The sequence below is a fragment of the Methanoregula sp. genome, assembly GCF_049510175.1.
Lineage (GTDB): Archaea > Halobacteriota > Methanomicrobia > Methanomicrobiales > Methanospirillaceae > Methanoregula.
Window position 1 is genome coordinate 87,082 of record NZ_JBEKZF010000006.1, and the last position, 22,401, is coordinate 109,482.

The 22,401-nt window shown below is 53.9% G+C and carries 24 protein-coding genes; 9 read left to right on the plus strand and 15 right to left on the minus strand.

Going from position 1 to position 22,401, the window contains the following annotated elements; all coding sequences use genetic code 11:
* Positions 1 to 142: 142 nt before the first annotated feature.
* The 3 genes from lon to ABSG49_RS09345 all read right to left on the minus strand — a co-directional run bounded on the left by lon (position 143) and on the right by ABSG49_RS09345 (position 3,247).
* Entirely contained in the window at positions 143 to 2,536 is a 2,394-nt protein-coding gene (gene lon / locus ABSG49_RS09335) for an endopeptidase La (RefSeq protein WP_424025855.1), read from the minus strand.
* A 56-nt stretch (positions 2,537 to 2,592) separates the two neighbouring features.
* Complete coding sequence (locus ABSG49_RS09340) at positions 2,593 to 3,012, minus strand: MarR family winged helix-turn-helix transcriptional regulator (protein WP_424025856.1); 420 nt, start codon at positions 3,010 to 3,012, stop codon at positions 2,593 to 2,595.
* Between the two features lie 79 nt (positions 3,013 to 3,091).
* Positions 3,092 to 3,247, minus strand: coding sequence for a hypothetical protein (locus ABSG49_RS09345; RefSeq protein ID WP_424025857.1), 156 nt, complete (start codon positions 3,245 to 3,247; stop codon positions 3,092 to 3,094).
* A gap of 437 nt (positions 3,248 to 3,684) precedes the next feature.
* Here ABSG49_RS09345 and ABSG49_RS09350 point away from each other — a divergent pair, with 437 nt between their 5' ends.
* From ABSG49_RS09350 to dnaJ, 3 genes are read left to right on the plus strand one after another with little or no spacing between them, the layout of a single operon-like run.
* Positions 3,685 to 4,212: a nucleotide exchange factor GrpE gene (locus ABSG49_RS09350; protein WP_424025858.1), complete on the plus strand. Its 528-nt coding sequence runs from the start codon at positions 3,685 to 3,687 to the stop codon at positions 4,210 to 4,212.
* Positions 4,205 to 6,088 (plus strand): molecular chaperone DnaK, encoded by a 1,884-nt coding sequence (dnaK, locus tag ABSG49_RS09355; RefSeq protein ID WP_424025859.1) that lies wholly within the window; start codon positions 4,205 to 4,207, stop codon positions 6,086 to 6,088. The genes ABSG49_RS09350 and dnaK overlap by 8 nt, the downstream gene beginning before the upstream one ends.
* A 19-nt stretch (positions 6,089 to 6,107) precedes the next feature.
* Positions 6,108 to 7,169: a molecular chaperone DnaJ gene (gene dnaJ / locus ABSG49_RS09360; protein ID WP_424025860.1), complete on the plus strand. Its 1,062-nt coding sequence runs from the start codon at positions 6,108 to 6,110 to the stop codon at positions 7,167 to 7,169.
* A gap of 189 nt (positions 7,170 to 7,358) precedes the next feature.
* Here dnaJ and eif1A read toward each other — a convergent pair whose 3' ends face one another.
* Entirely contained in the window at positions 7,359 to 7,700 is a 342-nt protein-coding gene (gene eif1A, locus ABSG49_RS09365; protein WP_424025861.1) for a translation initiation factor eIF-1A, read from the minus strand.
* Positions 7,701 to 7,988: 288 nt separating this feature from the next.
* Between eif1A and ABSG49_RS09370 the strand changes: the two genes are divergently transcribed.
* On the plus strand, positions 7,989 to 8,411 hold the full coding sequence (locus ABSG49_RS09370) for a YkgJ family cysteine cluster protein (protein WP_424025862.1): 423 nt from the start codon (positions 7,989 to 7,991) through the stop codon (positions 8,409 to 8,411).
* Positions 8,412 to 8,650: 239 nt separating this feature from the next.
* On the opposite strand, the gene ABSG49_RS09375 is transcribed toward ABSG49_RS09370, so the two are convergent.
* A complete protein-coding gene (locus ABSG49_RS09375) occupies positions 8,651 to 9,367 on the minus strand; it encodes an Hsp20/alpha crystallin family protein (RefSeq protein ID WP_424025863.1) in 717 nt (238 codons plus the stop codon).
* Positions 9,368 to 9,696: 329 nt separating this feature from the next.
* On the opposite strand from ABSG49_RS09375, the gene thsA reads away from it, so the two are divergent.
* The gene (thsA, locus tag ABSG49_RS09380) at positions 9,697 to 11,340 is read left to right on the plus strand and encodes a thermosome subunit alpha (protein ID WP_424025864.1); all 1,644 of its coding nucleotides are present in this window, start codon (positions 9,697 to 9,699) and stop codon (positions 11,338 to 11,340) included.
* Between the two features lie 230 nt (positions 11,341 to 11,570).
* Here the strand turns inward: thsA and ABSG49_RS09385 are convergent, their stop codons facing one another.
* From ABSG49_RS09385 to ABSG49_RS09410, 6 genes are all read right to left on the minus strand, one after another.
* A complete protein-coding gene (locus ABSG49_RS09385; RefSeq protein WP_424025865.1) occupies positions 11,571 to 12,125 on the minus strand; it encodes a TATA-box-binding protein in 555 nt (184 codons plus the stop codon).
* A 99-nt stretch (positions 12,126 to 12,224) separates the two neighbouring features.
* The gene (locus ABSG49_RS09390) at positions 12,225 to 12,770 is read right to left on the minus strand and encodes a hypothetical protein (protein WP_424025866.1); all 546 of its coding nucleotides are present in this window, start codon (positions 12,768 to 12,770) and stop codon (positions 12,225 to 12,227) included.
* A gap of 43 nt (positions 12,771 to 12,813) precedes the next feature.
* Positions 12,814 to 13,494: a phosphoribosyltransferase gene (locus tag ABSG49_RS09395; protein ID WP_424025867.1), complete on the minus strand. Its 681-nt coding sequence runs from the start codon at positions 13,492 to 13,494 to the stop codon at positions 12,814 to 12,816.
* A complete protein-coding gene (locus ABSG49_RS09400) occupies positions 13,487 to 13,612 on the minus strand; it encodes a hypothetical protein (protein ID WP_424025868.1) in 126 nt (41 codons plus the stop codon). Before ABSG49_RS09400 ends, ABSG49_RS09395 begins: the two co-directional genes overlap by 8 nt.
* Before the next feature lie 29 nt (positions 13,613 to 13,641).
* On the minus strand, positions 13,642 to 14,421 hold the full coding sequence (locus ABSG49_RS09405; protein WP_424025869.1) for an NYN domain-containing protein: 780 nt from the start codon (positions 14,419 to 14,421) through the stop codon (positions 13,642 to 13,644).
* 234 nt (positions 14,422 to 14,655) lie between these two features.
* Positions 14,656 to 14,883 (minus strand): KTSC domain-containing protein, encoded by a 228-nt coding sequence (locus ABSG49_RS09410; protein ID WP_424025870.1) that lies wholly within the window; start codon positions 14,881 to 14,883, stop codon positions 14,656 to 14,658.
* Positions 14,884 to 15,169: 286 nt separating this feature from the next.
* On the opposite strand from ABSG49_RS09410, the gene ABSG49_RS09415 reads away from it, so the two are divergent.
* Together ABSG49_RS09415 and fhcD are read left to right on the plus strand one after the other, a co-directional pair.
* Positions 15,170 to 15,772, plus strand: coding sequence for a 5-formyltetrahydrofolate cyclo-ligase (locus ABSG49_RS09415; protein ID WP_424025871.1), 603 nt, complete (start codon positions 15,170 to 15,172; stop codon positions 15,770 to 15,772).
* The gene (gene fhcD / locus ABSG49_RS09420) at positions 15,744 to 16,634 is read left to right on the plus strand and encodes a formylmethanofuran--tetrahydromethanopterin N-formyltransferase (RefSeq protein ID WP_424025872.1); all 891 of its coding nucleotides are present in this window, start codon (positions 15,744 to 15,746) and stop codon (positions 16,632 to 16,634) included. The genes ABSG49_RS09415 and fhcD overlap by 29 nt, the downstream gene beginning before the upstream one ends.
* A gap of 157 nt (positions 16,635 to 16,791) precedes the next feature.
* Here the strand turns inward: fhcD and ABSG49_RS09425 are convergent, their stop codons facing one another.
* The 3 genes from ABSG49_RS09425 to ABSG49_RS09435 all read right to left on the minus strand — a co-directional run bounded on the left by ABSG49_RS09425 (position 16,792) and on the right by ABSG49_RS09435 (position 18,485).
* On the minus strand, positions 16,792 to 17,187 hold the full coding sequence (locus tag ABSG49_RS09425) for a Rieske (2Fe-2S) protein (RefSeq protein ID WP_424025873.1): 396 nt from the start codon (positions 17,185 to 17,187) through the stop codon (positions 16,792 to 16,794).
* 32 nt (positions 17,188 to 17,219) lie between these two features.
* Positions 17,220 to 17,921, minus strand: coding sequence for a CDGSH iron-sulfur domain-containing protein (locus ABSG49_RS09430; protein ID WP_424025874.1), 702 nt, complete (start codon positions 17,919 to 17,921; stop codon positions 17,220 to 17,222).
* A gap of 126 nt (positions 17,922 to 18,047) precedes the next feature.
* Positions 18,048 to 18,485: an ester cyclase gene (locus tag ABSG49_RS09435; RefSeq protein ID WP_424025875.1), complete on the minus strand. Its 438-nt coding sequence runs from the start codon at positions 18,483 to 18,485 to the stop codon at positions 18,048 to 18,050.
* Positions 18,486 to 18,853: 368 nt separating this feature from the next.
* Here ABSG49_RS09435 and ABSG49_RS09440 point away from each other — a divergent pair, with 368 nt between their 5' ends.
* Positions 18,854 to 19,747: a sulfurtransferase gene (locus ABSG49_RS09440; RefSeq protein WP_424025876.1), complete on the plus strand. Its 894-nt coding sequence runs from the start codon at positions 18,854 to 18,856 to the stop codon at positions 19,745 to 19,747.
* A 215-nt stretch (positions 19,748 to 19,962) separates the two neighbouring features.
* Here the strand turns inward: ABSG49_RS09440 and ABSG49_RS09445 are convergent, their stop codons facing one another.
* Positions 19,963 to 20,562, minus strand: a complete 600-nt coding sequence (locus ABSG49_RS09445) for a nitroreductase family protein (protein ID WP_424025877.1) — start codon at positions 20,560 to 20,562, stop codon at positions 19,963 to 19,965.
* A gap of 292 nt (positions 20,563 to 20,854) precedes the next feature.
* Between ABSG49_RS09445 and ABSG49_RS09450 the strand changes: the two genes are divergently transcribed.
* On the plus strand, positions 20,855 to 22,336 hold the full coding sequence (locus ABSG49_RS09450; RefSeq protein WP_424025878.1) for an MFS transporter: 1,482 nt from the start codon (positions 20,855 to 20,857) through the stop codon (positions 22,334 to 22,336).
* The last annotated feature ends 65 nt before the right edge of the window (positions 22,337 to 22,401 follow it).

The window sequence follows — 22,401 nt, forward strand, 5'->3', positions numbered from 1 at the left end:
TAATGCTATTTTTGGCCGTGGGTCCGGGGCAAGACGTACTTCAACCGGTGCACGGCCCTGAAAATGAATGCCCTGAAATGCCGGTGGCCGCTCTGATCCCTCTGTCTGAACCGATCACGATAGCTTCCGGCTCCCTGGGCGTTCAGATGTTCTGTGCCGGTACCACACTGTTCCCTGCATGCAGCATGACAGTCCTAGGTAGTTCGATGCCCAGCGCCTCTTTTAAGACCTCTTCAACGGTCTCCACAGGCACGAAGGTAAGTTCGCCCCGGACATCGTCTGGCACATCCTGGAGGTCCCGTTCGTTCTCTTTGGGCAGGATCACCTTCTTTATTCCCGCCCGGTGTGCGGCAAGGACCTTCTCTTTGATCCCGCCGACGGGTAATACCGCGCCACTTAAGGTAATCTCCCCGGTCATGGCAAGCTCCGGGTCAGCGGTCTTCCCGGTGATTAAGGATGAGAGAGCCGTAAAGAGGGTCACTCCTGCCGATGGCCCGTCCTTGGGCGTTGCTCCCGAGGGTACGTGGATGTGGATATCGCTTGTCATGAAGTTAAACCCTCCCTGCGTATCTGCGAGCCGCGACCGGATGAGGGAGAGCGATATTGTCGCCGACTCCTTCATCACATCCCCAAGCTGGCCGGTGAGAGTGAGCTTGCCGGTCCCGGGCATGAACGTGCCCTCGATGAAGAGGATCTCCCCCCCGACGGGAGTCCAGGCAAGGCCGGTCACAACGCCGGGGACGGGCTCTTTGCGTGCCACTTCCTGTCGGATCAACTCCTTTCCCAGGATTATTGAGAGATTGTCGGTTGTCACAACGAACGGCAGCTCGGTCATACCGGAAACGATCTTCTCGGATACGTTCCGTGCAATCTTCGCCAACTGTTTTTTGAGCCACCGTACTCCTGCCTCGCGGGTGTACTTTTCGATGATCACCTTCAGGGCTTCGTCCTCGATCCGGAGTTTGTCCGCATCGAGACCGTGCTCTTTTAAGGTTTCGGGAACCAGGTGGTCTTTTGCAATGGTAAATTTCTCGTTTTTCGTATAGCCCGAGATCTCGATCAGCTCCATCCGGTCGAGAAGCGGGGCCGGGATCGTTGCCAAGGAGTTGGCAGTGGCGATGAATAATACGTCCGACAGGTCGTACGGAACCTCGAGGTAATGGTCCGAAAAGGTGTTGTTCTGCTCCGGATCGAGAACCTCGAGCAGGGCACTCGCCGGATCGCCCGCATATGACATTGCCAGCTTGTCGATCTCATCGAGGATGAAGACCGGATTTTTCGTGCCGGCTTTCTGGATGCCCTGAATGATCCTCCCGGGCAGGGCACCTACGTATGTCCTCCGGTGTCCCCGGATCTCGGCCTCGTCCCGGACGCCGCCAAGGCTGATCCTGATGTACTTCCGCCCGAGCGCCTCCGCAATGCTCCTGCCCAGGCTCGTCTTGCCCGTGCCGGGCGGGCCGGTAAAGAGGAGGATCGAACCCTGTTTCTCCTGCTTCAGTTTCATGACCGCGAGGTGCTGGATGATCCGTTCCTTAACTTTCTCAAGTCCGTTGTGGTGGCTTTCGAGCACGCGGCGGGCCTCCCCGATATCGATACTCTTCTTCTCTTCCGTCACCCACGGGAGGTCGAGTAGGAGGTCAAGGTAGTTCCGGATCACGGAACTTTCATGGTTCTGGCTGCCCCCGGTCTCGAGTTTTTTCACCTCAACCAATGCCTTTTTGCGCACGTCATCCGGCATCCTGGAGTTTTCGACGCGTTCCCGGTAGCCGCCGTCACCTCCCGTGCCATCGCTCTCGCCCAGCTCTTCCTGAATCACCCTGAGCTGCTCCCGCAGCATCGCCTCGCGGTTTGATTTGCTCACCCGGTCGGAGACTTTCTTTGCCATCTCGATCCGTATGGCGATATTCTCCCGTGTCCTGATGAGAATCTCAAGGAACGTGATAGTGCGCTGCCGGACTGAGACCATCTCAAGGAGCGCCTGTTTCTCGGCAAGGCTGATGGGCAGGAAGGGCATGACGAACCCCATGATCTGGTCGACGGAGTCCATCCGGTCGATCGGCTGCGTAAACTGTTCGGAGCCCGTGAAACGGCTGCTGATCTCGTGAATGGTGAGTTTGATGTCCGCGAGGATCCGGGCCCGCAGGTCTTCCTCAATATCCTGGATGTCAGGGACCAATTCGCAGGCAGCATAGAGGCGCCCGTCCTTTTCAGAAACGGAGACCGCTTTCACCCTCCGTACAACCTGTGCACAGATCAGGTACCCGTCATCGGCAGGCTGCACGTACGAGATCCGGAAAAGATTTCCGATCTTATACAGCGACTCCCCGGTTAATTCTGAAATCCTCGTACCACTCTTCACCGTAAGACCGACGGCGTGCGCAGCGTCTGCGTGCTCCATTGCTGCCAGCAGGAGCTCTCCGGTGGCGTGGTCAACATGGAATTTTGTCCGGCTATCCGGGTAGACTACGATCTCAAAGAGTGGGATCACAATGTTTTCCTGTTTTTCCTGTATATCTTCAGTTTTTCCTGATTGCATGGTTACCTCATTCATTTAGTTCGAATTTACCTAACTAAAGTGCAGGACAAAAAAAATTACCCGACCTTCTGCAGGATCCCGATCAGGAGATCCAGCTCGTCTTCATCCAGTGAATTCACCATTCGTTCCACCACCCGGCGCAGGGCATCCTGTTCGGCATGTACAACTTTCTGTCCCTTGTCCGTTAAGCGGATGTACAGGATCCTCCCGTCATCGGGGCAGGGTTCCCGGTACACGCACTCCATCCGGACAAACCTGTTGACCATCTCGGTGATTGTGGGTTTTGAGTTCCTGGTGATCTCCGCAAGCCTGCTGAAGGTGACATCTCCCTCCTGGTCGATGATCTTCAGGTAGGCGATTTGCTTCACCGTGATATCCGAGAGTCCGCATTCGGAGGAGATGGTGCAGGAGCATTCATTCTTGATCCTGATCAGGTGCTCAAACACTTCGAACAGATGCTCGTCTCTCTCCATCATACTCCGATCCTTCGTTAGTTAGGTCTTGCCTAATTATAAAGATAGTGGTCAGGGTATTGCCTTCCTGGCAGGGCCCTGGTCAGGCTCTGACTGAAGTGAGATCCATCCAACCCGGATATCGGCTGGAGACTCTCACCATGAGACGCTGCCCGTTATCCTTCTCGGGGAGCCTCATGCACCCGAACCCGAGGATGGAGAGTTCCGGTGCGGCCTTGTTCATTTTCCGGTACAGCATTGTCCTTCACCGATATCCGTAATCCAGATTGCGTGGGTGATAACGTATAAATTCTTGCTTGGGGGGATCACCCCCCGCCGGGAAAAACCCGGGCTCCTCATGTGCGGGATGCGTTATACAGCAGGTCTTCCAAAGGAACTCCTGTCCTGGAATGGCGCCGGCCCTGGCCGGCTGCGGAGACGGGGGCCAGGCACGGCAGGGAGTAAATGGACGGGAGGTGTGCAAAGGTGAGGAAACAATTCATAACAATGCCGGATACGGTCCAACCCATCTCCCCTTTGGTGACCCTCTTCCCATTAAGTGGCAGCAGATCACCGTGCGTATGAACAGATTGTATCATTTTTCGGGTATAAGTTATCCGGTTTCAATGTTCCTTCAGGACAAAAAGGGCCGCAAGGCATAGTTTAAAGAGCCATAAGAAGTTAATGCATTTTTCAATGGATACCGATGATGTCCAGCTGAAGAAACAACAGCTGACGGAAGAGATCGAACGGCTGAAAACAGAACTCGATGAAAAAACACTTCTTGCAGAGGAGCGGCTCAACCGGCTGAAATACCTCCAGTCAGATTTTGATAATTATCGCAAATGGTCTGAAAAAGAGAAAGGAACGATCATAGCGCTCGCAAACGAGGACCTGATCAAAGATCTCCTCGTTATTCTTGATGATTTCGAACGTGCGCTGCCATCGCTCGAACAGGAAAAAAACAAGGAGGGGATTCAGATGATCCAGAAAAAATTCTTAAAAATTCTGGCTGGTTATGGACTTCACCCCGTAGACTGCGTAGGGAAAAAATTTGATCCGAATTTTCATGACGTGCTGTGCAAGGAGCAATGCGAGAAGGAACCTGATACGATCTTAAGCGAGATCGAAAAGGGCTATCAGCTGAAATCAAAGGTTATCCGTCCATCGAAAGTAGTGATTGCAGAAAACGTTGGAGAACATGAAGGTGAGAACCATGGGTAAAGAGAAGATTATCGGAATTGATCTCGGGACTTCGAACAGTGAAGGTGCGGTGATGCTCGGGGGCAAAGCGACCATTATCCCGTCTGCCGAAGGGGCAACCGTTGCCGGAAAGATGTTTCCCTCGTATGTTGCGTTCACCCCGGACGGTCAGCTTCTCGTTGGAGAACCGGCGCGGCGGCAGGCCGTGAGCAATCCTGAAGGCACGGTCACGGCGGTAAAACGAAAGATGGGATCCGGTCACGTGTACAAAATTTACGGCAAGGAATACACGCCCCAGCAGATCTCTGCATTCATCCTGCAGAAGATCAAACGGGATGCAGAAGCATTCCTGGGAGAAACGGTGACCAAGGCCGTGATCACCGTCCCCGCCTACTTCAACGACAACCAGAGAACGGCAACCAAGGATGCAGGCAAAATTGCAGGGCTGGATGTTGTAAGGCTGGTCAATGAGCCCACGGCGGCCTCTATGGCGTATGGCCTAGACCGCAGCGGTGAGTACAAGATCCTTGTCTTTGACCTTGGCGGAGGCACGCTCGATGTGACCATTATGGAGTTTGGCGGCGGGACGTTCACGGTCCTAGCTACCTCGGGCGATACCCAGCTGGGCGGCACCGATATGGACAATGCAATCTTTGAATGGATTGCCGATGAATTCAAAAAACTCGAAGGGATCGATCTCCGGAGTGACAAGATGGCAGTCAACCGGGTAAAAGAAGCTGCCGAAAAGGCAAAGATCGAGTTATCCACCGTGATAGAAACCGAGATAAATCTCCCCTACGTTTCCGCAACCCAGTCAGGCCCGAAACATCTCTCCATGAAACTGACCCGGGCAAAACTCGAACAGCTGATCGAACCGATCATCAAGCGCTGCATCCTGCCGTTTGAACAGGCCCTGAAGGATGCAAACCTGAAAAAGGATGATATCCAGAAGGTGATCCTTGTCGGGGGGCCGACACGGATGCCCGTCGTCCAGAAGTTCATCGAGGACAATGTCGGCAGGAAGGTGGAGCGAGGGATCGACCCCATGGAATGTGTCGCCATCGGGGCGGCCATCCAGGGAGCAATTCTCGGCGGCGAGATCACGGATATGGTGCTCCTTGATGTGACACCGCTCACGCTTGGTCTCGAGACGCTTGGCGGCGTGAGGACCCCGCTGATCGAGAGGAACACCACAATCCCGACGAAAAAGAGCCAGATCTTTTCCACCGCAACCGATCTGCAGACCTCCGTTACCATCCATGTGCTCCAGGGTGAACGTCCCATGGCAGCAGACAATGTGAGTCTCGGGCAGTTCAACCTCGTCGGCATTGCCCCGGCACCCCGGGGTCTTCCCCAGATAGAAGTCTCGTTCGATATCGATGCATCGGGGATCCTCAATGTAACGGCAAAGGATCTCGGGACGGGTAAAGAGCAGAAGATGACCATCACGGCCTCGTCCAAACTGGCAGAAAACGATGTCAAGAAGATGGTGAATGAGGCCAAACAGTTTGAAGAAGAGGACAAACGCCGGAAAGAGGAGGTCGAGGTCCGTAATATGGCGGACTCCCTTGTCTATACGGCGGAAAAGACGAAATCCGATCTTGCCGGAAAGATCAGTGCTGATCTCGTTGACAAGATGAATGCGGCCATCGTTGCGGTCAAGTCAGCACTGGAAGGAAAAGATACCGCAAAGATCAAGGCCGAGGTGGAAAAACTCCAGAAAGTGCTGGGAGATGCCGGGTCTGCCGTGTACCAGGAAGCTGCCCGTCAGCAGGCCCAGGAACAGTCGGGTCCGCAGGCAGGTCCTGCAGGCAATGAACCTCCCCGTGAGGAGACGACCGGCCCGGGCGGGGAAAAAGTCGTCGATGCTGATTTCAAGGTAAAGGATGAGAAATAGTCCTTTTTTCTAAAAAACCATGGCAGAGAAAGACTATTACGAGATCCTTGGCGTGAAAAAAGATGCATCGCAGGATGACATCAAGAAGGCATTCCGTCAGCTTGCACGGAAGTACCACCCGGATCTCAACAAGGGAAGCAAGGAGGCCGAAGCGAAATTCAAGGAGATCAACGAGGCCAACCAGGTGCTCTCGGATCCTCAGAAAAAAGTGCAGTATGACCAGGTCGGCCACGCGGAATTCCGGCCCGGCGATGCTGCCGGGTATAAACCGCCCAGTTACGATGACCTTTTCCGGGACTTTGGTCTGGGGGATATCTTCGACGCATATTCCGGCGGTTCTGCCCGTACCCGGCAGCGCAGCGGTGCAGACCTCAGGTACGAAATCGAGATCTCCCTTGCCGATGCATTTCACGGCACGAAAAACACGGTCAGTGTACCGCATCATTATACCTGCGGGACCTGTCATGGCACCGGAGCAGAATCTGGTTCCATGCGGGTCTGCCCGACCTGCATGGGGAGCGGGGAGGTCCGGAATATCCAGAGGAACGGCAGCCGCCAGATGATGAATATCGCGGTCTGTCCCGCCTGCCGGGGAGAGGGACGGATCATCGACAAGCCCTGTCCGACCTGCAAAGGAAAAGGGTCGGTGCAGAAGACCCGGAAGATCGAGGTCTCGGTTCCCCGCGGTGTGGAAGACGGGCAGTTCCTGAGGATCCCGGGTGAGGGGGAACCCGGAGAGAACAACGGGCCCCCCGGTGACCTGTACGCGGTCGTCCGTATCCGGCCGGACCGCACGTTCGACCGCAAAGGTGCCGATCTCTACAGTTCCGTGGTCATCAGGCTTGATACCGCGCTTCTTGGCGGAGAGGTAGAGGTGCCCACAATCACAGGTAAAGCGCATCTGAAGATCCCCCCCGGGACGCAGAGCCATACACTGTTCCGGCTCAGGGAGCAGGGGATGCCGTACATGAATGCAGACAACAGGGGAGACCTGCTGGTAAAAACGGTTGTGAAGATCCCGGAAAAATTATCAAAGGAACAGGAAGAACTGGTAAAAAAGGCCTTTGCCAGTGAAAAATAAGAACCCGTTACTGATTTTATATAACCTTAAAAAGGTGATCCCTGAACCGGATGTGTTCCGGAGCCGGCATTCGAAGCCTGATAACCACTCCACCTCGCCTTACGGCCCGATAGTCGAAGAACTTCGTTCTTCTCCACCTCGCCTTACGGCTCGGTTATTATAAATTCACAGGTATAAAAAAATTTCCGGTTATATATAGCGGTTTTTCCGCAGCCAGTCTGTCTGCGGCTTGAGGTACCGGTAAATAATATCACATTTTTCATCCTGAAAACTCCAGGGAACGATGAGTACGGTATCGCCCTCCCGTATCCACTGCCGTTTCTTCATCTTTCCTTTGATCCTGCCCATGCGGGTGATCCCGTCAATGCACTGGACACGGATGTGATTTGCCCCCAGCATCAGTTCAGCAAGGGCGAACTGTTCCTTGGCCCATTTCTTGGGTAGCCGTACACGGGCGACGGGAGTACCATCAGGATTTACTGCATTCGGATCTACTGCTGCTTCAGTATTTTTTTTATGGAAACCACTCATTCAACCAACTACGTATGTACTATACATGGTGGCTGACATATTGAAGGTATATATCGGGAATGGGGGGACCACGGGCGTGAAACTGATCCTGAGGGAAATCACGAGGGAACAGGTCACTCCGGCACCGTCTGAAGTTCGATCAATAGCGGCGGACAGGCTGAAAAAACCTACCGTGAGGACAAGGATATTCCTGATCAGGCCTTGCGCACTGAACCCGGTAATGGCTGTTGCCTGGTCGTATCGGCAAAACATTATCCAGATGCCGGATGAATAGTGGATGGGAATTCAATGGATGAGCAGGTAACGGAAGACGAGCCCTGTGAGCAGTGCGGACTCTGCTGCCGGATCTTCGGGCCCGGTATTGCACCGACAGCATCGAATGTGTACACCTGGATGGAGCAGGGGCGGACCGATATCCTGCGCTGGTTTGTCGCATTCATGGAGAAGAGCACCCCGGTAAACTGTGCCGAGCTCCGGGCCGAAGACCTCGGGAACATGGTCTCTGTCGAGATGCGTCATCCCGACACAGGCGAGTACGTCACGGTCTGCCCGTTCCTGCGCCGCGTATCAAAAGAGCGGTACCTCTGCGGGATCCACCAAGTGAAACCCGAGATGTGCTGCACCTACCAGCCATGGATCTGGGGCGAAACGTACTTCAACCGGTGCAGGACCTTAAAAAAGACCGACCAAAAATGCAGATTCCCGCCCTGATCCGGAAAAATGTTCCCCCCGGCCAGACACGATACCGTTCACGGTAGATTTCACCCTGCTTCCCGTTCGGAGATTCTCTCCCAGCGAAGGGTGTCATGGTCGCCGGAATAGTGCCGGCAGATACAACGGGGTAACGGCTTCTGAAATACGGGTGTTCGGGAATCTCCCGGCTGTTTTCGTTATGGTGAGCCTGCCAGGAGAACCTCGCAGTGAAGAGTGTTTTTAAAAAGGATTGTTGTTCATGGGTTTTTTGCATGCATTGGCTGTGCTTTTTTCAAATGGATATCAAGTACGCCATTTCTCAAACTCAATTTCGCCCCATTATTCATGACCTGAGCGGGGAGAGGGATGAGACGGTGCAGGGAGAACGCTCTTCGTTGACGCAGGCAGTTCCCGTCATCATCCACTGTTCGTTCCTCCTCCCGATCACTGGTGATTTTCAGGGTATTTTCATTGAGCAAGTCAACGGATAGTTTTGAATTTCCCGTTCCCGGAATCGTGTCCACGGTTACCGTCACTTCATCATCATGCTCTGCAACTTCCGCGTTCAGGTTGTGCAGGTACTGGCACACGATGTCGGGGTTATCGTCTCCAGGCAACAGCGGGTTATCAGCTGGTTCAAGAGCAAGCTGGTACAGGTAGTCCATGGATGCTCTGAGTTCATCGAGTTCATCATAGATTGATCTGTGAAAACGTCGTACCATTTTGTCTACCTCCTCCTTTTTGTTGCCCAGGTGTAATCCCACCTGGATAGTGTGACGGATGTTGTTTGTGCCAATATAGATTTTGGTAAAAGATACCAGGTTTTTTTTATTTTGTTGTCTATGGCTGAAATGATATGCGTTTCCGGCACCGTGGAAAAAGTCCGGGATTTTAAAAAAACCAACCGGGGCTGAGAGAGATATAGGTTCAGCCCGGGTTCCGGCAGGAGAAGTCTGATAACTTCTCCACCTCACCTCACCTCACCTCACGGTTCGGCAGTCGAAGCCAGATGGCCAGACATCATCCCGCACTATAGATAGAGATATGACGCCACAAAGCAATTGTAGCCCATCACGGCATGGCGATAAATTCTCCCTTATCAGCCTCCATTCGGGCTGACAATGTACCCCCCAACCGGGCATGGCACCTGGTGGATGGTAATCTCCGGCGACGATTGCACGATACTTAAGGCCTGCACGTGAATCCGGAGTATCCGGATGCCAGGACCCGCGATGCGTAAGAACCAGGGCGTAAGAACGGCTTTGCCGGAATATGAACAACCAAAATAACAACAGGAAATGAAATGTCACAACAGCTTGGCGGACAGCCTATTTTAATTCTCAGGCAGGGAACGACACGGAACCGCGGGCAGGAAGCCCAGAACAGCAACATTGCCGCTGCAAAGGCGGTGGCAAATGCAGTCCGGTCGACACTCGGGCCAAAAGGCATGGACAAGATGCTTATCGATGGCATGGGCGATATCGTCATCACCAATGATGGCGCCACCATCCTCAAGCAGATGGACATCGAGCACCCTGCAGCAAAGATGATGGTCGAGATCGCAAAGACCCAGGACGATGAAGTTGGTGACGGAACGACATCGGCAGTCGTGATTGCCGGGGAACTCCTGAAGAACGCGGAAAGCCTGCTCAACCATCAGGTTCATCCGACCGTTATTGCCGAAGGATACCAGCAGGCTTCGGTGAAAGCACTGGAGATCCTTTCCAGCATAGCCATCAGCGTAAAACCAACCGACACTGCAATGCTGAAAAAAGTTGCGGAAACGGCGATCAGCGGCAAGGGTGCAGAGGCGTACAAGGGCCTTCTCTGCGATATTGTCGTACGTGCAGTCACCATGGTAGCCGACCCTGACGGGACGGTGGATATCGGGCACGTGAACGTACAGAAGAAGGTCGGCGGGAAAGTGGAAGACACCGCTATCGTCGAAGGTATGGTCATTGACAAGGAACGGGCACATCCGGGGATGCCCCATGTTGTGAAGAACGCAAAAGTCCTCCTCCTCAACGCGGCACTTGAATACAAAAAGACGGAAGTCAACGCGAAGATCAACATCACACACCCCGACCAGGTGCAGGCATTCCTCGACGAGGACGAGCAGATGGTCCATACCATGGCAGACAAGATCACAGCAAGTGGTGCAACCGTCGTGTTCTGCCAGAAGGGCATCGATGACGTCGCTCAGGCCTACCTCGCAAAAGCCGGCATTTTTGCCGCCCGCCGGGTAAAGAAAAGCGATATCGAAAACCTTGCGCGGGCTACCGGTGCAACGATTGTCAACAGCATCGATGCCATCACCAAGGGTGATCTCGGGACCGCCGGCCTTGTGGAGGAGAAGAAGCTCTCCGGCCATGAGATGATCTATATCTCGGAATGCAAAAACCCCAAGGCGGTATCGATCATTATCCGGGGCGGGTCAGAGCATGTGATCGATGAGCTCGAACGTGGCATACATGATGCGCTTATGGTTGTCAGTGTTGTCGTCGAGGACAAAAAAATTGTCGCAGGAGGCGGGGCTCCCGAAACCGAGCTCTCGCTCCAACTGCGGCGTTATGCACCAACCGTCGGAGGCCGCAACCAGCTTGCGATCGAGGCATTTGCTGCTGCACTCGAGATCATCCCGCGTTCCATTGCCGAGAATGCCGGGCTCGATCCTATCGATATGCTCGTCGCGATCCGGGCTGCGCACGAGGCCGGCAACAGGACCTTCGGGCTTGATGTCTACGAGGGTAAACCGATCGACATGCTCAAGGTGGGCGTTGTTGAACCCCTGCGAGTGAAGACACAGGCGATCATGAGCGCTGCCGAGGCCGCGGTCATGATCCTGCGTATCGACGATGTCATCGCATCGTCAAAGGCAGCAGGTCCTGCCGGGGGTATGCCTCCGGGCGGGATGGGCGGGATGCCCCCGGGAATGGGAGATTATTAACACACACCATTACCTCATTTTTTTGTTGTCGTTAAAAACGGGTAAAACGCATCAGGATGTCGTCCGTGCCCCGCACGATGCATATGAGAGGCACGATGCATATGAGTGCAGTTTAACTTTTTTTTGCCGGACACAACTTAAAAATTCTTTTTCCGACAGTGTCTGTAGGATCGTTGAAAACATTAAGAGAAAGGAGGGGGAAGGGGGGATCAGGCGAGAATATCCCCTGTTTATATAAGGCTTTCAAGCTTCTTTTCGAGGACGTCAAGTCCCAATTTGACATCTTCAAGGGTCTTACCCCCCGTGAGAATGATCTTTCCGGATGAGAAGATAAGAACAACGATCTTCGGATCTTTGATCCGGTATACAAGCCCTGGGAACTGTTCGGGTTCGTACTCGACATTTTCGACATTGAACGTGACGGCCAGTTTGTTGAGATTGATATATCGGTCGAGATTGTACGAACAGACCATATTGGTGATCGCAATCCGGGGGGCTTTAAGGGGTTCAATACCCGCATGTTTTAACGATTTGAGGACGATCGCAAGTCCTTCTGCAAGCGCCTTATCGTTACGGACGCCGGTGATCACAATCTTGCCCGATGAAAAGATCAGGCACGCAATTTTGGGATCCGCGATATGAAACACTGCACCGGGAAATCGTTTCTTATTGAGTTCGCAGTTCTCAACCTTATTTGAAAATTCAACAAGATCAATGGACTCTGCGATGACACCGGATGCGACGATGTTTTCAATCTTCAAGGATTCGTACTTTTTCTCAGTCATCTTCTCTACTCTATGACGCTCTCCGAACCATAAGACTAATGGAGAACATTTATGCCATGTCTTCCAGTTGCCGTTTCGAGGTCGCCGAAGGTAGGTAAATTAAACTGGTTTCCCGGACCGGTCGGGGGGCATACCCTCCTCAAAATGCCGCCGGAAAAAGACCATCAGCCGGTCAACGGGAATTTCCACAATGTCCGGCGGGGACCTGGACACCACCGAGCCAGTCACCGTGAAGTACCGCCCCTGCATGTAGAGCTCCACGGGCCCTTTTTTCCTGCCTTTCAGCACGAGCGCGGACTGCCCGATGACATGTACTCCATGACCGGACGGGCTCCATTCCGTGTAGGAGCCAAGGGACAGCGCTTCCTGAACCATTGTATCCGTCGCATGATCGAAATCGATGCCGAATATTCCCTCTCCCAGCACAAACCCGATCCCGTCAAAACCTCCGGATTCATAGGCGTTTTTTGCCTGCTCGAACGTCCCCCACGTCGAGGGGACATTAACGAGGGCGTGACGCTGTTTACCCGGTGCCGGAACATACGGCGGTTTGGTTGTCTTCCCGTTCCGTTCTTCGTATTTCCAGACTACCCAGCGGTCACGCTGCGCAAGCTGTGTTGGGATGTTTTCATAGAGGACCCGCATTACCGGAACCCCCGCTCCCGGTGACCGCAATCGGGCACGGTATTCATGGGACACCGGCCAGTTCTTCAAGAACCTCGCGATCGTCAAGGTCATACCACTCCCGGTATGCCTCGGCAACCGCAAACGTCCGGCCGGACCGGATGTTCGGGCAGACCAAGTGGTCCGCGTGCCTGGATACGAGTGCGGCGGACGTTGCGGATGCGGTGGGAATGGCGACGATGAGGCGGGCAGGGTTCCGGAGGCGGATGCCCTGTATCGCGGCGAGCATCGTGAACCCCGATGCAAGACCGTCATCGGTGAGGATGACGGTTTTTCCTTCCATCGCCGGAAGCGGCCTCCCCCCGGAAAAGAGGGCAACCCGTGCGCTGACATTTTTCCGGGTCTGTGCAACTGCTGCATCCACCTCCCTGGCAGAAAGGCCGAGCGCAGCCCGCAGCGGTTCATTGATCAGGACCTGCCCGTCCCAAGTGACGTCCCCGAATCCTGATTCCGTGCTGCCGGGGACCCGGATCTTCCTCACGACAGCAAGGGATAGGGGTGCTCCGAGCGCCGCGGCAACTTCCCTGCCAACCGGAACACCACCTGCCGGAACGGCAAGGACCAGCGGATCGCGGATGGCGGGACGGGTTTTAATGAGCGCCCCCAGTTGTCGTCCCGCATCATGCCGGTCCTCAAAGACATACCTCCGTTCCCGGAGCCGGGGATTGTCGGTTATGTCACCCATGACCGGTGCTCTGGATCTTATGGGACATAAGGGTTGCGGGAAGGGGCTCGGGCACACGCGATCGCCTCGGGGAGAAGCCGGAGAGGAGGGAAGAGCGGTATTCGGGGAGCAGGGTCATTGAGTTGATGAGCGTGACACCGCTGTAACCTATTTCCGTATTTTTTTCATCCGCTCCCGGATATAGATGATTTTTCCAACATTATCCTTTGATTGTCGTTCTTCTATCTCGAACAGATCCAGAGAACGTATGAGGTCGAAAAATTTTTTGAATCCATAATTCCGCGAGTCAAATTCCGGGCTTTTCTTCTGGATATTATTCCCGACCAGACCGAGTTCTGCCCAGCCCTGCTCATCCGATGAATCTTCAATACTGTTTTTTAACAATTTCAGGAATTTCTGATCTTTCTTCGTATCCTTGAATACGGAAACATTCTGGTAAACCGGAGCGCTCGTCTCAACAGATTCCGTGGGCCGCAGGATCTCTGTATAGATGAATTTGTCACATGCATCAACGAATGCCTTTGGGGTCTTGTTCTCCTCCCCGAACCCGTATACCATCAGGCCGGATTCCCGGATCCGTGAGGCTAGACGGGTGAAATCACTGTCACTCGAGACCAGGCAGAAGCCATCCAGGTTTCCCGCGTGGAGCAGGTCCATCGCATCGATGATCAGCGCACTGTCCGTTGCATTCTTTTTGGTTGTGTAGTTGAACTGCTGGATCGGGACGATCGAATGTGAGAGAAGGACATCTTTCCATCCAGTGAGCTGGGGGGTGGTCCAGTTACCGTAGATCCTCTTCACGGACGCCACGCCATATTTGGCAACTTCGTCAAGCAGGTTTTTGATGATACTTGCCTGTGCGTTATCGGCATCAATGAGTACTGCCAGTTTTTTCTGGCGTTCGACCGGGAGTGAAGTATATTCCATTGATTCAACATTCTTTTCAGAGGATTTAATGTTGAGTATTACCGGGGCCAGTCTGTTCCGTGACAGGGAGCCGTGAAAATTTTCACAGAGTCAGGTGGATCCGGAAAAATTTCATGCAAGAACGCAGAGCAATCAAAAAAATAAAATTTTTTTGGAATGTTTTCCGGTACGTTCGCACACATTTTTTTTCATCGGGAGCCGGGACCATCGTGCGGGACGTTCCGGGTTGCTATTTTATGCAACAACCTGTTTTGTCCGGAACCGGGTCCGGACCTTTTCGGAAAAGTATTTTCCAACCTCGTTTGAATGCATGAGATCCGCGTAGACTTTTGGAGGGACACCCGAATACTGGTAAACAAGTCCTGTGTGAAATTCTATCTCCAGGATTTTTGTGCTGTCATCATATCCCACAGAGCGCAGAATACGGGATTTAACAGACAGTCTTTCCACGTGTATCACCACTCTCTTACAAGTGCGCTGAAGGGTTAATGCTTTTTATAAAAGTTTTGATGGGGGGGGGCGCTGCACCTCTTTTTGTATTCCCGCGTGGCGGTGCCGTCGCGGGCCGCGGGGCTGGGCTTAAGTGCAGAGCCGGTTCCGGGTTCCTCCGGCATTTGCAGTATTGGGGAACATGTTTCCTTGTTGTCGCGAGATCCTCTTTTCAGACATTTTGGTGAGAATGCGGTATCCGCACATTGGGAGCAGGAACATATAAAACCATAAATACGTCGCCGATATACTACTGCCCATGAGGGAGCTGAAAAACAGCGTGCGGCAGATCCTGCGCCAGCGAAAAGACGCAATGATGCCAGAAGACCGGCTTCTTAAAAGCCGCAGGATCTGCCGTCATCTCATGGAGTTCATCAGGAACGGCGAGACCGTCATGGTCTTTACTTCAAAGGAAAAAGAGGTCAACACAAAGCCGTTGATCCAGGCACTGTTCGGAAAGGGAAATCCGGTTGTTGTCCCGATTATTGTAAAAGAAGACGTGAGTCTCCGTTTGTCTTACCTACGGGATTTTTCCGCACTGGTCCCGAGCACGTTCGGCGTTCCCGAGCCCATCGGCAGTGAGATCCCGGCGCTTGCAGAGGATATCGGCACGATCATACTCCCGATGCTTGGGTTTGACCGGAAGGGGGGACGGATCGGGTACGGTGCCGGCTATTATGACCGGTTCATGTCAAAAAACCCGGGCCTGCGGAAGATCGGGATCGCATTTGCCTGCCAGGAAGTAGACAGCCTCCCGGTCGATGAGAATGATATCCGGATGGACTATATCATCACCGAGGATGGCATTGTGTATCCGGACGGGGGGGTAAGCGGTGGAGATCAACGGCACCGGGATACTTGACACCTTTGCGGAGGCATTCCCGGTCTGGCTGTCACGGGTCATCATCACGGCAGCCACACAGGAATGGGCATATAAGGCAGCGGTTGAAGCAACAGGATTCGCAAGCTCCAAGATCGGGTGCCCCTGCGAGGCAGGGATCGAACGATACCACTCTTCAGAAGAGACCCCGGATGGCAGGGCAGGCGTCTCGATCCTGATCTGTACTGATAAGAAAAATATGAAATCAAATGTCGCCGGCAGGATCTCCCAGTGTATCCTCCCGACACCGACCGCATCCGCCTTTGACGGTTTTCCCGATGCTGCCTCCCGGTTCTATACAAGGATGCACTATTTCGGGGACCGGTATGAAGAGCGGTGCATGGTTGGCAGCAGGAGATGCTGGAAGATCCCGGTTATGCAAGGCGAATATGTGGGAGAGGAACGTTTTGGTACCGTGAAGGGCATCGCCGGCGGTAACTTTCTGGTCATGGGGAAAGACCAGCGGTCGGCACTTACCGGCGCCGAGGCTGCCATGGAAAAAATAAAAGGGATGCGTGGCGTCATCACCAGTTTTGCGGGTGGCATTGTTGCCAGTGGTTCCAAGGTAGGGTGCAACAATTACCATTTCCCGATGTCGGCAAGTACCAACCATCTCTGGTGTCCGGGCTTAAAGGACCATATCCCTGATTCGTTAGTCCCTGAGGGTGTGGCTTCCCTATACGAGATTGTTTTAAACGGCATCGATGAACCCTCCATCAAAAATGCGATGAGAAACGGTATCCAGGCTGCAACGGAAACAGGGACCGTCATGTTCATCGGAGCATCCAATTTTAACGGGAAACTCGGCCAGTACCGGTTGTACCTCCACGACCTTTTCCGGTAACCCGTTGCCAGGCCCGATCGCATCACAATCCCTGCCACTTCCGGTTCCTGCCCGAAGGAAGTACCCTGCGGTGGCAGTGCGTGAAAGTACAGAGAACAATGAGACCGTCCCGCAGGCACATGAGCCTGAAAACAGAGGGATCTGCGAAAAAATCTGGTTATTGTATCGTTACCAGGACCCGGTCTCCCTGGATCTTCACCGGGAATGACTGCAGGTCATGGATCCTGATCCCTTTTGCCAGCATCCCGATGGCCCTGTACTCGTCCTGTGTCTCCTTTGGGGCTTTGTCCAGATCCGGCAGCGGGTGCTCGACCATGCCGGTGATCATCTTTCCCGTCCGGACATCGAACGTTGCGTGGTGGAGCGGGCAGGTGATGATGTTTTCGTACAGCGTTCCTTTCGAGAGCGGGGCATTCATGTGGCCGCACCGCTCGCTCACCGCGTAGATCTTCCCGGCCACATTTGCCAGGACAATCTCGATTCCTTTCGTCTCAACATGCCGGGTCTTCCCGGGCAGTATGTCGTTTACTCCTGCTACATCAACGAATTTCATATTCTTATGCAACTCCTCCGATTATTGCCGCATCAATGCTGCACATGGCTGCCATCGCAGAACGGCTTGTTCTGTGATTTGCCGCACCGGCAGAGCGTGAGCCGGTTCCTGACGGTGTACTGCCTGCCGTCTGAGGACACCACCGGGATACCCCCACGAACCCAGAGCGGCCCGTGCTCCCCCTTCGCGGGATACTCGATGATGATGATGGACTTCTCCAGTGCCGGCTCGATGGCCTTGCCGGTCTCCTGGTCTTTGATGACGAGCCGGCCGGACGGGCAGTTACACGCTTCTTCTATTGCTGTAGCCTTCGCCTCCGGTACATCAGACTGTTCCGTGAGGTTCCAGATCCCGCCGGCCCTCATGCAGAACCGGGCATGAACGCAGAGGTTCTCGTAATCAAGCAGTTCCAGTTCCGGGCCCCGGATGATCCGTGGGTGCCGGAGGTATAGCTCGTTCCCTGCGGTCTCAGTGCCGTTGAAGTTGATCTTTGTGTGCGTCCCGTCACAGAATGGTTTGTTCTGCGAGTGGCCGCACCGGCAGAGAGCGTACTGTTCCTGTACGGGAAACTGCTTTACTTTCCGCCAGGTGCGGCAATAGCCCTCGTCATCGTTGCAGATCTCCTCCTGTATGAGAGGAACGCTCCCGGTCACGATATAGGGGCCGTTTTTACTGACGGTGACCTTCATGGAATCGTTCCTTGGTTCCTGAGATTTTTTTGTCTGTTCTGTCATGGTTACATCTTCCCAATTTCTTCGTTTTCAAAAAGGTCATCGGGCCTTGGGGAGAAGAAGCGTTCATCAGAACACTTCGACTTTTATGCCAGTTCCCAAACAACACTGTGCTGCTGGTTTGGATCCTCACATCAGGCCGATCTGCTGCATCAGGCCGATTTTGTCGTAGAAGAGTTTCTCCTCGACGATCTCCCCGTTCTTCCATTTGGCGACCGTGCAGAACTCCACCTTGAATTTTTTGCCGGTCGGCGGGATGACCTTCCCGTCCGGGCCGGTCATCGGACCCTTGAAGGTGCCGGTGAACTCGGCGACCGAGCAGGTATAATCGCCCTGGCCGAAGAATATCTTGTACGGCCGGTTCCCGACCTTGTTGTCCGGGAAGATCTTGAAGAACGCGATTGCCTCTTCCTTGTGGGACAGGCGGCCATGGGTCGGGTCTGCCTGTGCTGGCCAGAAGACATCGACCTCTTTTGCATGGCGTTTCTCGAACGTTACCCAGTCCTGCGCATTCCAGGAATCATCCAGCGTCTGCATAAGACGCATATTCTCCTCTACTGTTGACATGATTGTATCTCCTTTGTATCTCCGGATACCTGAGCGGACTCAAGGAGCCCGGATACTAAAGGTGAACTGCACACGGGAGATTATAAAGTATTGTTTCGGGGATGGTGGATGGTTCTCATAGGTGTCATTTTTTTACCGTCGTCGAAGAACTCTGTTCTTCTCCTCTCTCACCCGTTCCAGGTTTGACACTCGGAAAAAACGAGCTTCATATCCGCATGCCGGCTGGGTTTCCGGCGTCCGGATGCGGGGAGGTGCCATCAGAGTCTTTCCTTTTAAAAAATGTTTTTGGACGCAAAATATTATCATCTTATATAGTGAAGCGCAGTTGTCCACATCGATCAGGATGGATTGAATTATCAAAGGTGAAAATGATGGCAAAAACATATCCGTATGGGAAGGGTGACGGGACTGTTCAGTGGGTATCTGCTGAATGGCTGGAGAGTCACCTGCATGACAAGGGTCTTCTTGTCCTTGACTGCCAGCCGAATGTCCACGAATACATCCAGGATCATATTCCCGGGGCCATGTATGCCCATGAGAACCTGTTCCGCATTCATGAGGGAGCAATTCCGACACGATGGATCCCGGCCGATGCAGCCGAGTGCCTTTTCAGGACCCTTGGGTTAGAACCGGAAAAACCGGTCGTGGTGTACTCAAGCGGTGGCCCCCTGACGACATGCGGCAACTATATTGGCGATGGTCTTGAACAGACCATGCTCGCCTACACGCTTGCACGCTACGGTCATAAGAATGTCTATGTCCTTGACGGCGGGCTTGAAAAATGGAAGGAAGAGAAACGTCCCCTCACACGCCAGTTCGATCTTGCGAAACCTTCATCGTTTACGGTAAACCTGCAGAAGGATTTTTTCGTGGATTACTACGAATTTATCCGGATGAAGGACCGGCCTGATGTTGTCGTGCTGGATGCCCGCCCCTCGCCGGTATATGAGGGTCAGGGGCCCTGGATCAGGCCCGGCCATATTCCCGGTGCCGTTAATCTGCCCTGGAAGAGCCTGATGGAGGATAAAAACAAGAAACTTATGAAACCCGATGACCAGATCCAGGCACTGGTCAAGGCTGCCGGAGCAACGCCGGACAAGACCATCATCTGCTCCTGCGGGACCGGGCGCGAGGCTACCAATGAGTTCATTCTCTTCAGATTTTATCTGGGATGTAAGAACGTAGTCCTCTACGAGGGCGGATTTACGGAATGGTCTTCCTATCCGGCTAACCAGACCGTGACCGGGAAAAACCCCCGGTAACCCGCGATCCTTTTTACGGTTATCCCGCAGGACGGAACCAGCGTTCGGATCCAGATACCGGGCGCCCCTTATTGCTGGTATTTGATGAGCGAAGCTCTGCATATGAGTATCGCATGAGGGGGCTCTTCTTTCCGTGATCGCCAAAGGGCGGTTACCTGTCCCGGTTTTTCTGTCTTAACGGGCCGTAATGAATAAAAAGAAACGGTCACCCCGTTTCAGAATATAACATCCTCTTTTGCGAACCTCACTTTCTGCATCGGCTTGTCTGCCGCGTACCCGAGCGGGCAGAGCATCACCGGTACAAGGGGCGCAGGGATCTTCAGGATCCGGGAAAACTCTGTGGGGTCGAACCCTCCCATAGGACAGGAATCAAAACCCAGTGCTTTTGCACCGTTGATGGCATTCCCCAGCGCAAGATACGTCTGGGCCTGCGACCATGCCAGTTTCTGGTCCGGTGACATTCTGCTGGCAAACTGGACCGACATCTCGATGATCTTCTTCTGCATCTCTTCCGGTGCACCGCTCGTTTTCAACAGTGCCCCGAGCCTTTTGATGAGGCTGTCGTAATCGGGATCTGCACAGAACACAAGCAGGTGCGAACAGCTGGTGATCTGTTCCTGGTTGAAGGCCGCAGGTTTGAGCAGCTCTTTTGTCTTCTGGTCGGTTACCACCTTGATCTTCCATGGCTGGAGGTTTATCGCAGATGCAGCAAACCGCACCATGTCGAGAAGCTCGCTTACCTTTGTTTCAGGGATCTTCCTGCCGTCAAACTTCTTTGTCGCATACCGCGACATCACAATCTTTCCAAACTCCATAGTGTCTACCTCTGCTTGATACTCGATTGATTCCGCATTTCCTCTATTTATATATGATTCTGGGTGCATGTACGCGGCAAAAGTCGCCCTGCCACAGGTTTCGGGTAGTGGGGTGGGATGTATTCATAAAAAGTGGGTTTTCCGGGCCGGGAGTCGGGGTCCCTGCGTGGCGGTGTGGCCGGGGGCCGATGCAGGCAGGGGCCTGTAAACACGATGGCTGATGATAGGCTTTTCACAGCGTAAAAATACTTAACCGACAAAGATCTAACAAAACCCGTTACCCGGAGCGTGCGTGATCCCTATAGAACCCCCAGACCCCTCCATCGGAACCCCTGCAGATGTGCCGGCCATCTGCCATACACCTGCTGCACCCATCACCCCGACCGGCAAACAGATCGTGCTTTTGATTGCCATCCTTGCCGGGTTTATTACACCTTTTGACGGCTCAGCGGTCAATATCGCGTTGCCGGCCATGGGTGCGGAATTCCACATGGATGCGATCGCGCTTTCCTGGATTGCAACCGCGTACATCCTTGCCGCCGCGCTCTTCCTGGTCCCGTTCGGGAAGATTGCAGACATTTACGGAAGAAAACGGATCTTTTTGTACGGCATTGCGATCTTCTCCCTGGCTTCCCTCGTCATGACGATGGTCCCCACCACCAGCCTGCTCATTGCGGTCAGGATCCTCCAGGGATTCGGAGGTGCCATGATCTTCGGCACAAGTATCGCTATCCTCACGTCCGTCTTCCCTCCAGGCGAGCGGGGAAAAGCGCTGGGGATCTACCTGACCGCCGTGTACTTCGGGCTCACACTCGGGCCGTTTTTAGGGGGCGTCCTGACCCAGTACTTTGGGTGGAGGAGCATCTTCTTTGTCAACGTACCCATCGGCATTATTGCCTGCATCCTCATCCTCTGGAAACTGGACGGCGAATGGGCGGAATGCGTGGGTGAGCACTTCGATCTTGCCGGTTCGGTCATCTATGCCTGTACCCTTATTGCTCTCATGTACGGCTTTTCCACTGTGCCGGACAGTACGGGAATCGCTCTGATTGTCACCGGCATCATCATCGGGATCATCTTTGCCCTGTACGAGATGCGGATTCCCGCGCCGGTCCTTGATATGCGCCTCCTCTTCAAGAACCGGGTCTTTGCCTTCTCGAATCTTGCTGCACTCATCAACTACAGCGCCACATACGCCGTGACGTTCTTATTAAGCCTCGACCTCCAGTTTACCAAGGGTTTTTCACCCGAGCATGCCGGACTGATCCTGATTGTCCAGCCGGCTATCATGGCATTTGTTTCACCCGTTGCCGGACGGCTCTCCGACCGGATCGATCCGCAGATCGTTGCATCAGCAGGTATGGGGTTAACCGCCCTCGGTCTCTTCCTCTTCTCCTTCCTCGTGGAATCAACTCCCCTGTGGTACATGCTCCTCTGCCTGGGGGTGCTCGGGGCCGGCTTCGGGCTGTTCTCTTCGCCAAACACCAATGCGATCATGAGTGCCGTCGAAAAACGGTACTACGGGGTCGCATCCGGCATGAACGGGACGATGCGGCTCGTGGGGCAGATGCTCTCGATGGGTATAGCGATGATGCTTTTTTCCCTCATCATCGGCCGGGTCGAGATCACGCCGGAGTACTATCCCCAGTTTATTATCAGCGTCCATTATGCATTCGTCCTCTTCACGATATTCTGTATCTTCGGGATCGCCGCGTCGCTCATGCGGGGGAAGCGGCAGCCGGCGGCCGGGCTTCACCCGGACGGGCCGGAGTGAGAGGAAGAGTATCACAACCGGGTATCTGGAGCCGGAGTTGTGACGCAGCCGTTGGGCCGGGAGTG

What these genes read in the sequence shown, in the direction of transcription:
- lon (WP_424025855.1), bottom strand. Translation starts at nt 2,536, where the DNA reads ATGCAATCAGGAAAAACTGAAGATATACAGGAAAAACAGGAAAACATT.
- ABSG49_RS09340 (WP_424025856.1), bottom strand. Translation starts at nt 3,012, where the DNA reads ATGATGGAGAGAGACGAGCATCTGTTCGAAGTGTTTGAGCACCTGATC.
- ABSG49_RS09345 (WP_424025857.1), bottom strand. Translation starts at nt 3,247, where the DNA reads ATGCTGTACCGGAAAATGAACAAGGCCGCACCGGAACTCTCCATCCTC.
- ABSG49_RS09350 (WP_424025858.1), top strand. Translation starts at nt 3,685, where the DNA reads ATGGATACCGATGATGTCCAGCTGAAGAAACAACAGCTGACGGAAGAG.
- dnaK (WP_424025859.1), top strand. Translation starts at nt 4,205, where the DNA reads ATGGGTAAAGAGAAGATTATCGGAATTGATCTCGGGACTTCGAACAGT.
- dnaJ (WP_424025860.1), top strand. Translation starts at nt 6,108, where the DNA reads ATGGCAGAGAAAGACTATTACGAGATCCTTGGCGTGAAAAAAGATGCA.
- eif1A (WP_424025861.1), bottom strand. Translation starts at nt 7,700, where the DNA reads ATGAGTGGTTTCCATAAAAAAAATACTGAAGCAGCAGTAGATCCGAAT.
- ABSG49_RS09370 (WP_424025862.1), top strand. Translation starts at nt 7,989, where the DNA reads ATGGATGAGCAGGTAACGGAAGACGAGCCCTGTGAGCAGTGCGGACTC.
- thsA (WP_424025864.1), top strand. Translation starts at nt 9,697, where the DNA reads ATGTCACAACAGCTTGGCGGACAGCCTATTTTAATTCTCAGGCAGGGA.
- ABSG49_RS09385 (WP_424025865.1), bottom strand. Translation starts at nt 12,125, where the DNA reads ATGACTGAGAAAAAGTACGAATCCTTGAAGATTGAAAACATCGTCGCA.
- ABSG49_RS09390 (WP_424025866.1), bottom strand. Translation starts at nt 12,770, where the DNA reads ATGCGGGTCCTCTATGAAAACATCCCAACACAGCTTGCGCAGCGTGAC.
- ABSG49_RS09395 (WP_424025867.1), bottom strand. Translation starts at nt 13,494, where the DNA reads ATGGGTGACATAACCGACAATCCCCGGCTCCGGGAACGGAGGTATGTC.
- ABSG49_RS09400 (WP_424025868.1), bottom strand. Translation starts at nt 13,612, where the DNA reads ATGACCCTGCTCCCCGAATACCGCTCTTCCCTCCTCTCCGGCTTCTCC.
- ABSG49_RS09405 (WP_424025869.1), bottom strand. Translation starts at nt 14,421, where the DNA reads ATGGAATATACTTCACTCCCGGTCGAACGCCAGAAAAAACTGGCAGTA.
- ABSG49_RS09415 (WP_424025871.1), top strand. Translation starts at nt 15,170, where the DNA reads ATGAGGGAGCTGAAAAACAGCGTGCGGCAGATCCTGCGCCAGCGAAAA.
- ABSG49_RS09425 (WP_424025873.1), bottom strand. Translation starts at nt 17,187, where the DNA reads ATGAAATTCGTTGATGTAGCAGGAGTAAACGACATACTGCCCGGGAAG.
- ABSG49_RS09430 (WP_424025874.1), bottom strand. Translation starts at nt 17,921, where the DNA reads ATGACAGAACAGACAAAAAAATCTCAGGAACCAAGGAACGATTCCATG.
- ABSG49_RS09435 (WP_424025875.1), bottom strand. Translation starts at nt 18,485, where the DNA reads ATGTCAACAGTAGAGGAGAATATGCGTCTTATGCAGACGCTGGATGAT.
- ABSG49_RS09440 (WP_424025876.1), top strand. Translation starts at nt 18,854, where the DNA reads ATGATGGCAAAAACATATCCGTATGGGAAGGGTGACGGGACTGTTCAG.
- ABSG49_RS09445 (WP_424025877.1), bottom strand. Translation starts at nt 20,562, where the DNA reads ATGGAGTTTGGAAAGATTGTGATGTCGCGGTATGCGACAAAGAAGTTT.